Origin of the sequence: Rhodoferax sediminis, assembly GCF_006970865.1 — a bacterium.
Taxonomy (GTDB): Bacteria; Pseudomonadota; Gammaproteobacteria; order Burkholderiales; family Burkholderiaceae_C; genus Rhodoferax_A; species Rhodoferax_A sediminis.
In genome coordinates this window covers 3450161-3464114 of the sequence record NZ_CP035503.1, presented here as the reverse complement: position 1 = coordinate 3464114, position 13954 = coordinate 3450161, and the positions used below count along the sequence as shown (strand labels likewise).

Below are 13954 nucleotides of genomic sequence, written 5' to 3'. Positions count from 1 at the left end.
GCTGGCCATGGCGGTCCAGCATTCGCATCAAGACGCTGTTCGCGTGCGTGAAATTGTCCCGCTGGCCGCGAAGCTCGTAGGCCCATTTCGCGCCGTGGAGAGATTGTTGCGCAGGCGCCAGACGATCATCAGCAGACCCAGCACCCGGTCGCGTGGGTCGCCATTCGTGCCCTTGATGACAGCTTGGACGAGATCAGGGTGGTCTGAGGGGCGAAGATTGAGGAAAGAGAAGTGATGGGTCAATGCCCCATCGGCGAAGTAACGGTTCCGAAAGTAGGCAAGCTCCGCGTCGTAGAGATCTGCCTCAAGCGTACCGTCTGCCGCCCAGCGATCGACCTGTTCCCGGATGCGGTCGGCACGAGCGAAATTGCCCATGATCTGCGCTTCGAAAAGACTCCAGAGAAAGGCGAAGTCAAAGATGACGCGGCGGTCTGGATCAGGAAGATCCCGAAAGCCAGGCGCGCGCCCTTCCAGCCATAGCTCGCTTGCACTCTGTCCGTTGTCATTCATGGCTCAGTCCTCCGGTTCTTCGTTACGCGGATCGAGCTCCGAAAAGTCGCTCAGCGTGTCACAGTTGAGGCAGTGGTACATCTGCGATGCCTCCTGAAAATGCATGCCGCAAAAGCACCCGCAGAAGGGACAGCATTCGTCGATTTCAAGGTCTCCCCATTCCCATACGCCGAGATACTCGGGGACTGCGTCACGGTCATAGCCGACGATCTGGAAGGCGTCAGCATTCTTGGCGACAAACCCATCGCGGCCGGCGCGCATGAGAATGAGCAGGATGTCCGCCGGCTCAATGGCGAACCACTCTCCCCGTACACGGGTCGCCTCAAAGTGATGGTGGAGGTGCCGCTCAAGCTGGAACGAGTCGACAGTGTCGATCCAACCGAGCAAACGCAGTTCCAGAGGATTACCGGTCTGAAGGTTGCGCTTGCGCACCTCTATATTCTTCGCGACCCCAATCTTGATCGGGGAGCATCCATTTTCATCTTCGCCAATGAAATAGACTGGCACGTCGCGCTCCTTGCGGTTTTAACGGAGCCGGTCGAGCAGGATCTCGACCATCTCCTGGTTTGAGGACGCGATGATGTTAAGTGGGCGGTTCTCTTGCCGCATGAGTGCGGTCAGGAGGCAGGCCGTGACAAGCCAAAAGGATGAACCTCCCGGGACACTGTAGTCGCCAATCATGGCCGTTATCCGCTCAGCGATCGGCGGATATTGCCGGTTCCCCCGGTGCGCGTGTGTCGGGGTCATCGCATGGATGATCAGTGCGGCGATCGGCGCGATCAAGCGCTGCTCAATGCCCACTACCATGGTCGACCCTCTTGACGTACGGCGGACAAGTGGGTGGGGACGGCCGGATTGTCATGGTGCCTCCACCGCGGTCGCCTCGGCGAGGATGTCGTTGGCCTCCCATTCGTCGCCGCGCCGGTTCGTCACGAACTCGCGATCCCAGACTCCCCAATTCGGCGACAGCGGAGTCTGTGCCAGGGGATTGTGGACATAGGTGATGGGACGGACCTGGCGCGACAGGTTGCCGATACCAATCCGCGACCAGATCACGCCCGATATGTGCGCAAAGCGCTCATTAAGAAATGCGGTGCGCGGGATCGGATTGCGCTCACGCTGGATTAATGGCGCGGCGTGAAAGCTTTCTTCAAGAACGCCGCCAGTCTCTCGGTCGATGGTGACGTAGGCATCCCCGATCGGAAACAGCGTCGTCATGATGAGCGGTAATGGCTGCTCGGCGACGTAGACGCCGAATCGGCTAGCGCTGATCGCGATGATGCGCGGGTCCTCCGGCGCGATCACGCCTTGTTCGATGTAGCGTCCAATCTTCTGTGCCTTGGTCCAGAAAGCGCTGGAGGTTCGAAGCTGCGCTTGCCTGATTGGTGCGGCGACAAGACTCCCGCCTTCGTTGATCGGAACGGGCCGCACGATCTGGTCTGGCCCTGGAGCACCTTCGTCCGGGGTGATGGCCTCGATCCAGATCCGACGGCCGTCTTCGAGGACGCACAGATCGGGTTGCCCGCCATCGCGTTCGCGTTCGACAACGGGAAGCAAGGTGCATCCGGCTTCGAGCAGCGTGCAACCCAAGTACATCTCCCAGAAGCGGCCATCGACGTCGCGCGCAAAGCCATGCCGGAAATCGGAATCGGCATAAGGCTCGTAGCGCGACCACATCTCCTGCAGCATGGCGCGAAGCTGCTGCTCGATAGGAGACTCAGCGGCCTTCAGGTTCTCGAACCCGAGATCAAGATTGGCGCCATCAACGTCGAATAGGTTGCTCATCGTCCGTTCGTCTCACGCCCCACGTGGAATCTGTTCCCCGTCTGTCGGTAGCGGAGGCTTGATGCTCACGGCCACAGGCTTCCAATGCTCATCGCCGTGCTGCTTTGCGACATACAGGCAGCCGTTGGTGAGGGGCGGAATGCCGTCATGAGGCATGGTGTCGTTGACGATTGATAGCGAGCGAAATGCATTTGAATGGCACAGGACTGGCGTCCAGCATACCGGCAGACGGGCGCTCGTCTGGTCATGTCAAATTTCCCTTCTGGCCGAACAATGGAGGGAGCTTCGCCGCATTGCTGACCAGTAATTGGTAGTCCGGCGGCCCCTGCCTGGATGCGTCCAATGCGAGACGCAAGTCCTGGATGGCATACGAGGCCAGACATTCGCGCACCCGCAGGCGCATGGCCCGGGCGCCAGGAAAGTACTCATGGGCGATCATCTCTTGCTGTGAGATGGACAGGGCAGGGTGGGCAACGATCACGAGCTCCAGCATGCGCAACCACTCCGCGTCGCCCTCTCGCGGATTCGAGTTCGGGGTATCCAGAAGTTCGGCTGACGCCATGCGACCCAGTGTGAAGTCGCGATAGCCCAGGCGCTTTGCGCACCAAGCGCGCACATGCCAGCGCCGGGGTGCGCGCACGAATGCGTGGGGAAAGATGATCCGTTCCGAGCCCGCCGGCGAGGACATGGACCGGTAGACGATTTGGACGCCGGCCTGCTGCTTGACGGCGCGAAACAGAGTCGAAAACAATTGTGGGGCTACCGCAGAGAGATCGACGCGGGCATCCTCTACGAATCCTCCGATCAGGCGGTCCTGGTGCGTGCTCACGATCCGCAAGTATTCGTCGGGCGAGCGTCTCGCGGAATGCGGATCTGCGAATTCGAGTGGGGCATGAGCCGATGCGCGTCGGGCGCGGCGTCCCATCCGCTTGACCAGTTCGCCCAAAAGGCGGCTTGCCCACACGGCTTTGACGTCCAACAACTGTCGAATGCGCTCGTTGTCGATCGCGCCTTCCCAGGTCAGTACGGTTTCGAGATTGGTCAGGTGGGACACGGAACCGATGGATCGAATTGCGATGGCCGAAGCATACTACAAAATTAGCTTGCAAGCTAATTTAGCTTAGAGTATAAATTGTCATGAACTTATTCGATCGCCTGCCCAATGCGCTCTTTGGCCCGCTAACCGGCCGCTACAACCGCCGGGCCTGGGAGCTGCTGATACGGTTGTCGGAGCGCTTTTTCGGTGCGGACTGTGTGCCGCCGTATGCCGAAGGCTATCTGCACGAGCAGGTGACGAAGGAGATCGAACGCTTCTTGCTTGACGAGCAATGGGAGGAGGAGAACGCGGAGGCTGCGGCGACACCGATCAACGTGCAGGCCAACCAATGGCTGGCGCGGCTGGTTGAAACCGGTTGGCTGATCGAGGACCGGGTTGGGCTGCGGGTCTTTGTCAGCATGCGCCCAGTGGTGGCCCGATTCTTCGATGCCCTGGAGCAGTTTGCGCTCGACGGCCCGCAATTGGTCGGCGGCAGCATCCAGATGATCTACAACCAGCTCAAGGCAGCGCAGTCCAATCCAAAGGAACAGGCAGCCGGCTTTCAGACAGCTGCCCAGTCTTGCTCGCGACTGATCAACAGCCTGAACGCAACTACCTTGAGGGTGAGGGACCTCATTCGCGATCTGACGCAGGAGCAGGCCACGCCTGTCTTCGTGAGGCGCTTCTTCAGTGAGCACATCGAAGAACTCTATGTTCGTGACTTCCGCCAGATGCGCACGGAGAACCATCCACTGATGCTGCGCTTTGAAATCATCGAGCTGGTCGATGCGATCGCGACCACGGAGCCGGCCCGCGAGCAGCTGTTGACTGGCTACCGCGCGCTGCCCGGTGCTCGCCATGAGGCGGTTGAGGACATGCTGGCTCGTGACGTTTCGAGGTTCCAGCGTCTACTGGACGTTGAGAAGTTCCTGGAGCGAATGGACCGCGTCATCGACTCTGCGACACAGCGGGCGCTGGCCTATCTCGGCTATCGCCTCAAGGCCTCGGAGCGGCTCGAAGATGTCTTGGCGGACGCTGTCGCCAGCGCGTGCCGCCTGGCTGACCAGGGTCAGCCCATCACTGGCAGGCTGCTCTCTCCACCGCCTGTAGTGGCGGACTACCGTCTGCGGATGCCCAACCTGCCGGCGGCCAAGCCAGACCGCCGCGCGATGGTCAGGCGCGAGATGACGCCGCGAGAGCGCGCCGAACTGATGCTTCGTCGGGCCATGATTCGTCACCGGGATACAACGCCCGCGGCGATCAGGCGCTATGTGCAGGCACATGTGCCCTTAGGCTCGGAGATCGAGGGCGCCCACCTCCCCGTGTACGGGGTGGATGACGCGGTGGCGGTCCTGGTGTTGATGCGACTTGCCGCCATCGGGCGTGTCAACCCGAGGGCCCTGCGCGCCAATCCGCTGCTGCGGAACCTCGACTTCGAAGCAGTCATGGATGAAGGCGGGCGGGTAAGCACAGAGCTGTTCGAACTACCGGGATTCAAAGTGAGAAGGAGGTCCACCAATGCCGCGTGACTGGAATGCCCTTGCGGCAAACTCCGATGGACTGTATGAGGCGAGCGATTTCAAGCACGCCATGTACCAACTGGTCGTCCAGCAGTGCATCTATCTGCGACAGCGCGATCAGGCCGTCGCATACCGCCTGATCTCGGCGCACCGGGATGCCTTTGGCGAGGCCGTCGTACTGATGGGATTGCGCCTGGGCTTCGTCGATCGGCACGAGCTCTGTTATGTCACACAGGATGGTGGGACGCAGAGCCCGATGGATCTGCAGGAGACGCTCTTCCTGCTGACGTTGCGCCACGTCTACCACGCCCGCGCAAGCGCTGGCGACCTCACACCGGACGGCGACGCACTGATTGACATCGCGGAGTTCGAGGAAAGCTATAAGAGTTTGTGTCACCGGGATTTCGATGGGCGAGTGGACACCCTGCGCACCCTCTTGAAGATGTCGGCGCGGCATGGCGTTGCGAGGGCCGTGGATGCCCCCGAAGGGGATCCACAACCTTTCGCCATCGTGATCTGGCCAGGCGTCGTCGAAGTACTGAGTGAGCATGCGCTGAACCGGTTCGGCGCCGATCTGAAGGCGCGCGTGGTCACAACGGAGGCGCCGGCGGTGGCGCAGGAGCCTACTTCATGAAAACCCTGGTCGCCGTGCACGTCGTGCAGTTCTCATTGTGGGACTACGAGACATTCCAGATCAGTCCCGGGGGCACCGGTGTCATCGGCCCCAATGGCGCTGGCAAGACGAGCTTGGTCGATGCCGTCCAGATCGCAATGGTCGGCGGGCACGGCCAGCACCTGCACTTCAATGCGCAATCGGTGCACAAGGACTCTCGGTCGATCCGGGCCTATGCGCTCGGCACGATGCGCTCCGGAGAAGGCGAGCAAGGTGTCGTGTCGCGCAAGCGGGACGTGGCGCTGTCGTACATTTCGCTGGTTTTCCGCGGCCAGGAGCCGGGCGATGTGCTCAGTGCAGGCATATGCATCCATGCGACGACTGCAGACCATCGGGTCATGGGTCTATACGTCCTGCCCGGCGTGGAGTTGAAACTGGAGCACCACCTGGAGGACCTGGGGGATCGAGGCAAGGCCCCGATTGATTGGGAACTCTTCGCCGAATTCGGACGCTCGCATGTCCGTGCCGCGGGGCGCACGCCCACCATCACGACGCGGCCCGAGACCTACATGCAGGAGTTGCTGCATAACGTGCAGCAGGGGGTCGATGTGCGCAAGTTCCTGCGCGCCTTCGGTCACAGCATCAATCTCAAGGCCGTCAGCAGCGTCGGGGACTTCCTGCGCGGCTACCTTGTCGAAGCCACACCGATCGACAAGCGGGGGACCCTTCAACACATCAAGACACTTCGCAGCCTGGGTCGGCAGATCGAAGATGTGACGGCGCAAGTGGCACGGCTCGAAGTGATCGAGAAGCGCTACGCGAAAGTTGCTGGCCTGCACCGCCAGACAGCCGTCGCTCGAGCGGTCGGCCAGCAGGTTCGACTGGAGGCAGCCGACGAGAGCGTCGCCAGTCTGGACGCGGAAATCAACGAGCTCGAAAGGCAGCTGGCGAAGGCTCGCCAGGACCTGCCGCACCTGGCGCAAAGACACCAGACACTGCACGCGGCGTATGAGAGCCTGCTCGCTCGGCTGGGCGCCGATCCCGAGGCCCAGCAACCCGCACAACTGGAACAGTTGCGCAAGGCACATGGCGCGACCGTCCAACAGGCGCGCAAGGAAGTGGAGCGCTTGGCGCTGCAGCTACGTGAAGCGATGCTGGAGACAGCGGTGGCTCTGGTGGCGCGGCACGCGCAGAAGGCGAGCGCGGTGGAAGAGGAGATGAAGCGCTGGGACGGCTGGGCTAAGGCAGGACACATCGCGACCCCGGAGGAGTTGAAGACGGCGTTGGACATCTTGGCGGCGTGCGAGACGCAGTTGGGCGGCGAACGCACTCTCGCCCGTCAGGAGGAGCATGAAGCCAAGGCCACAGCGCTGTCCGCCAAGGCCAAGCTGCGGGCCGTGAACCAAGGCAAGCGGATCACCGATGGCGATGTCGCGACGGCTGCGGCCCTCTTTGAGCAGGCCGGGATCGCCTATGAGCCCGTGGCCAGCCTGGTGCAGGTCACTGATCCGCGCTGGCGGGGTCCCATCGAGACATTTTTGGGCCCCCATCGCCTGGCGCTCGTCGTCGAAGCCGGAAGGGAGGATGAGGCGGTTGACCTGATCCGGCGGCAGCGGGTCAACAACGTCACCGTCGTGCAGCCGGAGCACCTGCGCGATGACATTGGCCGCGCGCCAGCGCCGGACAGCGTCGCGGCGCTGCTGGACAGCACCAATGCAGTCGCTTTGGCCTATCTGCGCAGAATTCTGGGCCGCATGAAGCGAGTGCACTCCACCGAGCAACTACGACATGAGCCGCGCGCCATGACGGTCGATTACATGCTCAGCGCCAATGGTGGGAGCAAGCGAATTCGTCCCCTCGATGAGCAATCCTGGATGCTCGGTGTGAAACTGACCAACGAGGACCGGGTCGCCGCCGTCAATGAGAGCCGCAACGCAGCCAACGCTGAGCGCGGCGCCAGTCTGTACCTCGCCCAAGTCGAAGGGGCGTTCGCCAAGGTCCAGGCCGCCTTGCAGCAGGTCACTCAGGTGTCGTATGCGTCCGCCGTGGCGCAACATGCGTCCGCAGCGCGGGATCTGCAAGCGACAACCGACCCAGCGGCAGTGCCGGTGTCCGAGCGGCTCAAGACTCTGCGCACCGATGTCGAGGAGGCGCGGGGGCAATCGGTCGAAGCCGGAAATACGCTGCATGACTACAAGCTTGCCATCAACGGCAAGGAGACGAGGCTCTCCATCTTGTCTCCACAGCTCACCCGGGCGCGAGAAGACCTCGCGAAACTTGAGAGGGTGCATGCAGAAGCCATCCGCGATCCGGACTGCGACCACGACACCCTGCCCCAGGAGTACGACCGGCTTCAGGCGGCAATTCTGTCGGCCGGATTCGAGCAGGCCCTGATGGAATTGGAGCAGCGCGCGCGCCAGTTGGATTCGAACATCCAGACGGCACTCGCTGTGGCCCGTGACAGCTTTGTCGACTTCATCAATGAATACTCGATCGGGCTGGTGGATGAGCGCAGCGACTGGCGCAAAGCCCATGGCTGGATCGGACGGCACATCAGGAAGCTGAATGATTCGACGCTGAAGGAGTACCGCAAGCAGGCTGATGACGCGCGAGAGGCCGCTGAACAATCATTCCGGTCGGACGTCAAATTCAGGATGCGCGAGGCCATCCAGCGGGTTAAGCAAGAGATCCGCGACCTGAACGCGATCCTGCAAACCTGCCCGGCCTTCACCAATGGCGAGAAGTACCAGTTCTTGGCAAAGCCCTCGCCGGCGCACCGCGACCTGTACGAACTCATCGTCGCCTCACCTGAGGCGGGCGGTGAGGATCTCTTCGGGCAGCAGGGCGTTCAAAACAACCTGATGGCCTTGCTGGAGGACAGCGAAAGCGGCAAGGACCGGGGCAACAACCCGTTGGAGGACTACCGCTTGCTGTTCAACTTTGACCTGCAGATCATCCAGGACGGCAAGGTCGTTGACCTGTTGAGCAAACGAATGGGCGTGGCGTCCAACGGTGAGCACCGCGTGCCCTTCTACGTTATTGCCGGCGCCGCGCTGGCCACGGCCTACCGCATCCGGCCGGGTGTCGCCCAAGTCGGTGCGGGCCTCATGATTCTCGACGAAGCCTTCTACGGGATGGATGCACAGAATACCTATGTGACCGCGACCTTTCTGAAGAGCCTTGGGCTGCAGCTGATGATGGCGGGCCCCGATAGCGACGTCGGCAAGCTCGCCCCCCTGATGGACAACTACTACGATTTGGCCCGGTATGGCTCGGACGTGTTTGCCGAACATGTGGTCGTCAAGGAAGCGGCGCGTGCGTTGTTCTCGAGCGATATCCCGATGCTGCACCCCGAGTTGATCGATGCGGCGGAATCCCAGCTGCTTGCCGCAGCCAGGGTAGGGTGGTCGCATGGCGGACGATGACGACAAGTCGGCCGGGCGCGGTGCGGCGCTGGCGCGCAAGGCGCTGGAGCGGCTGCTGGCTCGAGCGGAGAACGCCGCCGCGAAGGGGCCGGCGCAGACGGACCGCGCCGGCAGGTCCGTGACGCTGCCCCTGTCCGAGAAATCCTTCCCCGAGTACCTTCGCCTGCAACGGCATGCGGACAAGGCCGTGTGCAACGCCAGCCTGCAGCTGGCCGAGCTGGATGGCGCGATAAGCGTCGAATGGGATCACCGGGCGGGCGAACGCGCGCATGTCCAGCGCATCTTGCTGCGCGACGGCGCTGGGCTAGCCCGGCACCTGGGGATCGAGCCGCGCTGGGACGTGGTGGCGCTGGCCAAGCGCCAGTTCGAACCTCACGTCGCCGCGCACCCGGTGCTCGCGCACGTGCTCGAAGCCTGGCGCAAGGGCAATCTGCTGCGCGGCACACGGCCGGGCGAGGTGGCATCGTGGCTCGATTCCATCCAAGTGATGCAGTACTGCGCGTCCAGGCGCGGCGATGATATCGCCATCCGCCGGTTGAGCGCCAGTCTGTTCCGCGACAGCAAGCGCATCGAGGCGATCTGGCCCGCGCTCGATGCCCTGGTGCAGGGCGACGCGACCATGGTGCAGAGCGAAATGGAGGAGCTGTTTTCCGAACTGGGACTGGTCAAGTTTCCGCCGACCCTTCTTGTCGCCGGTAACGTTGCGGTTTCGTACGGCGATGAAACGGTCAGGGCATCGCGGCCATATGTCGGCTTCGCCCCTTCAGTCATCCGCTCGGCCCACGTCGATCCTGGTTCTGGCCAGCGCCTGTTGACCGTCGAGAATCTGACCACGTTCCACGAAATGGCCGTACAGCGGCCGGACGATGCGATCGTCATCTACACGGGCGGCATGCCGAGTCCATCGTGGAAGCGAGCCTACGTAGTGTTTTTGAAGGCGCTTGCGCCGACCGCTGCGCTCCACCACTGGGGCGACATCGATTTAGGCGGATTCCGCATCGCGTCGCACATCGCCAAGTGCTGCGAGCAAGAAGGGCGTTCGCTCCGCTTGCATGGCATGCGCGCTAACGCCGTGCTACCCGGCACCGTTACCCGGCGTGAATTGGTACCCTCGGCACGGCGCGAGATTCTCCGGATCTGTGAACGCTGGGGGTGGGGTGATGAAGCTGGAGCACTTGGGGCGCTCGCGGTCGAGCAGGAAGCGATGGATCCCTGCTGGCCCGAGTGATCGCGGCTGCGTCGCAAGAGTCTGCCGATTTGCTGAACTAGTCTGCGGAGGCTTGCGGCCGGCGCGCCTAGACACGGGCAAAATGGAGCTTTGAATGGTGGCGATAGTTGACGATTCATGCGGTGGAGTAGCCGCTCGTCAAACCGAGTCCAACTCCCGCGCCAGTAAAAGCGCTCGTCTTTTGACGGCAGAAGTGACGGTAAAGCACCATGCCTGGATCCCACAAAGCAAGCATCCATGCGGGCTTCCAGCCCTCGGAAACCGTTGAGTGGGGATGCGCAAGGAAGCGGGCCATCTGTGCAGCCTTCGTCTGGCCCGTCAGCGCGCCAAGCAGGTCATCGAAGGGTCGGACGGCGACATCGACCGCAGTATCTGGTCGGTGCGCGAGAACGGTGGCCAGGCGTCGAGCAAGCTGCTCAAAGAGTTTTCTGCGTTGCCTGATGAGGATCTCGCCGCTGAGGTCGTTGTGGCGGTCCGGGCGGCGTTTGTGAAGCTCTTAGCGGCGCAACAGCGCAAAACCTTAAGCGGAACGTAGCCCCATTCGTTGCTTCTCCGTCATGTCGGACAAATCGCAGTGAGCAGCGGATTGGATGAGTTTGATTCGAATTACCGTCGTGCAAGCGGCAGGATTTCGGGGGGATTTTCAGTGGTAATTCCTGCTGCGCTGAGTCGGCAAGAATCACGCAGTTGAAATACGATAAATGACGAGTACCCTGAATTTTCAGGAGACTCGTATGCGTAAAACCATGTTTGTTCTTTTCATCCTGCTTGGCTCGGCGGTGGGTGTATTTGCCGCGCTCAATGAGAGTGTCGGCCTCAAGATCATCCTGGGCAGTATCGGTACCGCAGCAGGTGCAGCAGTCGGCGGTGCCCTCGCAGAAATTGGCCGTCGCCGCGGTCGGCCCCACACTCAATTCAGCGAGGCAGATGGACTTGCTGCAGTACAGGACGAGCAAGCCCGCAACTACTGGCTGGATAGGGGAAGGCTGACAGCATCGCCAGGCCTGCCGCACCCCGACGACAACGACCCCCGCAGTCACGAACCATGATTACTTGTCACGCTTGAGCAAGTTTTTCACCGCATCCTTGGCGGCGTCAAGCGTCACGTCAGCATCGCCAATCACCTGCTTGCCGGTTTGCGCGAACAGTGACTTCGTCGATTTGAGCGTGCCATCGGGCGTTTTGACGATCTCTGCCTTCGCATCGAAGTTGCCGACGGCACCCGTTGTCTGGCCCTGAATGTGTCCATGAGCCCGCTGAATCTCTGCCCTGACCGGCGATGGCCCTGCTTTGGGAGTCTTGCCCGGCGCGGCGCCGGTCTTCTGTCCCGCCACGCGCCCGTCATTGCCCTGTCGAGTGGTATCCAAGGTGGGTGCAAAGACGCTTTCAGAGCGTCTCTGCTCGTAAGCCTCACGGACGCTCCCAAACGAAGAGGGCAAAGCTGTCCCATCCGAGAATACTCGCGTGGGACGCAACCCTTGTCGCGCCAACTCGGATCCCATCATCGTATGCGCCGCAGCACTGGTGCCGCCATACTGTTCGGCATAGCGCATGAACATATCCAGATTGTGCGGGTCCTGGGCGATGTCGATGGACAAGGTCTCCCCACGCTCGTGCGCCGCACTCATGCGTTCGGCCAGACCCTGACGCTGGGCGAAAACTGCTTCAGCGCGTTCCGCCTGGGAAGTTGCCGTGGCCAGTCGGGACGACATGTCGCGTCCCTCCCTGCTGTCGGACGCGATCACATTCATCACGCTGCTGTCCCGCGAGACCCGGTCGCCGAACTGCTTGAACGCGGCCAACTGCTCGGTGGTCATGGTATTGAGCACCTTCTGTTCATCGCTCAGGATGCCCGACTGGTAGTTCTTCCCGGCGCTGCCCTGGATTTTCGCGCCGGCGGCGGGGGTGGACAGGCCCAGAGAGCCGCTGGCCCCGAAGGCAATGTGGGCGACCTGCGATTGCGACAGCCCGGTGCGTTGTGACACGCTCTGTGCGATCTGGTCCAGGTTGTTGAGACTTTCCCCCAGTTGTTCGAAGCTACTGGACGCGGTGCCCGTGCTGTTACGCGTTGAGCGCAGCTTGCTCACCCCACGAGTGAACGCTTCCGTGAGCGTGGCCGAGCGCTGCTGCCCAGCGGAAACCGCGTCGCTGCGCGCCGCTTCCGCCTGGTGACTGGCCTCGGTCAGGTCCTGTTCAGACACCCGCATCGATACCACGCGCGAAGCAAACCCCTGGTTGCGCAACAGGCTGGCCGCGGTACGCCCCGTCAGGGCGTTGGAGGACAAGGTGTTCCCGCTCAAGTCGTTCTGCAAGCTCCCCATGAACGCCGAGGTGCGGTTCGGTGCCAGTTGCATCTGGTCCATCCCCACATTGCCCATGCTGACATTGCCGGCCGCCGCACTGCTGGTGGCGCCGGACAGCGTGCCCTGCAGACCCGACAACCCACCCACGAGAGCTGTGCCCATGTTCTCCATGCGCTTGAGCGCCGCCCAGGCGATGAAGGGAACGCTGATGGCCAGGTAACCCACCACAGCTTCCCCAGATATCGCCCGCGAGTAGATGGTTGAGGCCGTCTGAAGGGCGAGCGCCTTGGTTCCGGTGCCGAGATCGGCCGCCGCGGCCAGGTCATAGGCCGCGTAGATTGATGCCATGTAGTTCAGGATGGCGTACAGCGGTGGCCAGAGCTGAATCCAGATCAGGATGGCGGCATAGCCCTTGAACGCCATCATGGTTTCGCGACCGCTGGTGAGCAGGAGCAGCAGGACGAACAAGGGGAACAGGGCGTAGGTGATGGCCTCGACCACATTGCGGAACACCGGCAACGCCTGTTCAGCCACCTTGCCATAGTTGAGCCAGGATGCATTCTGCTGGGCCACGGCCTGCGCCCGGCCCACTGCCAGCGCCATGGCTGCCGGATCGTTCACCTTCTGGCCGACGATCTTCCCCGTGTCTTCAATGGCGTTGAGCACCGCGTTCTGCCGGATGATGTCGGCCGCCGTGGCGGCAGCGTTGGCGATGCTGTTCTTGAGATAGGCCTGCTGGACCTGGCCCGCGATAGCGGCCGCGGCCGCGGCCCCCGGCAGTGTCGGATTAAGCTGGAAGGCGAGGCGTCCCTGAATCCGGGTGATCTGGGCGGGCAGGCGACCATTGAGACCCAGATAGACATTCGGGCAGGTATCGATGCTGATGCCTGCAGCACCCGTCACCGTGCTGAAACGCGCCGGGTTGGGTGAAGCCATCAGCGGCCAGACATCGCCAGAACTGGAGAACGTTGCCGGATCAAGGGTTCCGTCCACCAGATCATAGGTCGTGCAGTTATGGATGAAGTTGATCAGGTCCGTGCGGAATCCCGGGTCCTGAAAAACCACATTGCCGGTTTCGCGGATCAAGCGGTTACCGAACATCAGGCCGTTCTGCTGGTAGCTCAACTCCGCTGGGAGAGCCCCCGGCCCCGGGATCACCTGGAAGGCGGTTTCGAACAGACCGGTCAAGGTGTGGCCGATGGTGCTGGTAAGGCTCCCCAGCACGGCCACACCGAAAGGCACATTGTCAACGATCTTGACGGCCGATCCCCCGGTCTTGTCCACGATGCCTACCGTCACCTTGGGCACGATCAGCACGGAGAACACCAGCACCACCGAGCCCAGCCATTTCCAGCCCTGGAGCTTTTCGGGTGCGAAGGCGTAGGCGATCAAGGCTGAAACAAAGCCGCAGAACGCCACAGCGGCCAAGGCGGACCGGTAGTCGTTCGAAGCATGAATGGCCGCTGCGGCGTTGAACACGCCGAACAGGCTGTCCGAATTCTGGTAGGCGTAGATTTCCCACATGATGGTTCAT

At 62.1% G+C, this 13954-nt stretch carries 12 protein-coding genes; 6 read left to right on the top strand and 6 right to left on the bottom strand.

Features of this window, described 5'->3' with window-relative positions:
* Positions 1–27: 27 nt before the first annotated feature.
* From EUB48_RS16750 to EUB48_RS16730, 5 genes are all read right to left on the bottom strand, one after another.
* A complete protein-coding gene (locus EUB48_RS16750; RefSeq protein ID WP_210411650.1) occupies positions 28–510 on the bottom strand; it encodes a hypothetical protein in 483 nt (160 codons plus the stop codon).
* A 3-nt stretch (positions 511–513) separates the two neighbouring features.
* A complete protein-coding gene (locus EUB48_RS16745) occupies positions 514–1017 on the bottom strand; it encodes a GIY-YIG nuclease family protein (RefSeq protein ID WP_142820186.1) in 504 nt (167 codons plus the stop codon).
* Between the two features lie 18 nt (positions 1018–1035).
* Positions 1036–1317, bottom strand: a complete 282-nt coding sequence (locus tag EUB48_RS16740) for a hypothetical protein (RefSeq protein WP_142820185.1) — start codon at positions 1315–1317, stop codon at positions 1036–1038.
* A gap of 51 nt (positions 1318–1368) precedes the next feature.
* Entirely contained in the window at positions 1369–2295 is a 927-nt protein-coding gene (locus EUB48_RS16735; RefSeq protein WP_142820184.1) for a hypothetical protein, read from the bottom strand.
* Between the two features lie 244 nt (positions 2296–2539).
* A complete protein-coding gene (locus tag EUB48_RS16730; protein ID WP_142820183.1) occupies positions 2540–3349 on the bottom strand; it encodes a WYL domain-containing protein in 810 nt (269 codons plus the stop codon).
* An 83-nt stretch (positions 3350–3432) separates the two neighbouring features.
* On the opposite strand from EUB48_RS16730, the gene EUB48_RS16725 reads away from it, so the two are divergent.
* The 6 genes from EUB48_RS16725 (at position 3433) to EUB48_RS16700 (ending at position 11166) form a co-directional block, all read left to right on the top strand.
* Positions 3433–4860, top strand: coding sequence for a Wadjet anti-phage system protein JetA family protein (locus tag EUB48_RS16725; RefSeq protein WP_142820182.1), 1428 nt, complete (start codon positions 3433–3435; stop codon positions 4858–4860).
* Positions 4850–5485, top strand: coding sequence for a DUF4194 domain-containing protein (locus EUB48_RS16720; RefSeq protein WP_142820181.1), 636 nt, complete (start codon positions 4850–4852; stop codon positions 5483–5485). Before EUB48_RS16725 ends, EUB48_RS16720 begins: the two co-directional genes overlap by 11 nt.
* A complete protein-coding gene (locus EUB48_RS16715; protein ID WP_142820180.1) occupies positions 5482–8889 on the top strand; it encodes an SbcC/MukB-like Walker B domain-containing protein in 3408 nt (1135 codons plus the stop codon). The genes EUB48_RS16720 and EUB48_RS16715 overlap by 4 nt, the downstream gene beginning before the upstream one ends.
* Positions 8876–10117, top strand: coding sequence for a Wadjet anti-phage system protein JetD domain-containing protein (locus EUB48_RS16710; RefSeq protein WP_142820179.1), 1242 nt, complete (start codon positions 8876–8878; stop codon positions 10115–10117). The genes EUB48_RS16715 and EUB48_RS16710 overlap by 14 nt, the downstream gene beginning before the upstream one ends.
* Positions 10118–10391: 274 nt before the next feature.
* Entirely contained in the window at positions 10392–10652 is a 261-nt protein-coding gene (locus EUB48_RS16705) for a hypothetical protein (RefSeq protein ID WP_142820178.1), read from the top strand.
* Between the two features lie 199 nt (positions 10653–10851).
* Complete coding sequence (locus EUB48_RS16700; protein WP_168226778.1) at positions 10852–11166, top strand: hypothetical protein; 315 nt, start codon at positions 10852–10854, stop codon at positions 11164–11166.
* Here the strand turns inward: EUB48_RS16700 and EUB48_RS16695 are convergent, their stop codons facing one another.
* Positions 11167–13944: a conjugal transfer protein TraG N-terminal domain-containing protein gene (locus tag EUB48_RS16695; protein WP_142820176.1), complete on the bottom strand. Its 2778-nt coding sequence runs from the start codon at positions 13942–13944 to the stop codon at positions 11167–11169.
* Positions 13945–13954 lie beyond the last annotated feature (10 nt).

Coding starts and splice junctions, on each gene's coding strand:
- EUB48_RS16740 (WP_142820185.1), bottom strand. CDS start 1,317: ATGGTAGTGGGCATTGAGCAGCGCTTGATCGCGCCGATCGCCGCACTG.
- EUB48_RS16715 (WP_142820180.1), top strand. CDS start 5,482: ATGAAAACCCTGGTCGCCGTGCACGTCGTGCAGTTCTCATTGTGGGAC.
- EUB48_RS16700 (WP_168226778.1), top strand. CDS start 10,852: ATGCGTAAAACCATGTTTGTTCTTTTCATCCTGCTTGGCTCGGCGGTG.
- EUB48_RS16735 (WP_142820184.1), bottom strand. CDS start 2,295: ATGAGCAACCTATTCGACGTTGATGGCGCCAATCTTGATCTCGGGTTC.
- EUB48_RS16720 (WP_142820181.1), top strand. CDS start 4,850: ATGCCGCGTGACTGGAATGCCCTTGCGGCAAACTCCGATGGACTGTAT.
- EUB48_RS16705 (WP_142820178.1), top strand. CDS start 10,392: ATGCGCAAGGAAGCGGGCCATCTGTGCAGCCTTCGTCTGGCCCGTCAG.
- EUB48_RS16750 (WP_210411650.1), bottom strand. CDS start 510: ATGAATGACAACGGACAGAGTGCAAGCGAGCTATGGCTGGAAGGGCGC.
- EUB48_RS16695 (WP_142820176.1), bottom strand. CDS start 13,944: ATGTGGGAAATCTACGCCTACCAGAATTCGGACAGCCTGTTCGGCGTG.
- EUB48_RS16725 (WP_142820182.1), top strand. CDS start 3,433: ATGAACTTATTCGATCGCCTGCCCAATGCGCTCTTTGGCCCGCTAACC.
- EUB48_RS16710 (WP_142820179.1), top strand. CDS start 8,876: ATGGCGGACGATGACGACAAGTCGGCCGGGCGCGGTGCGGCGCTGGCG.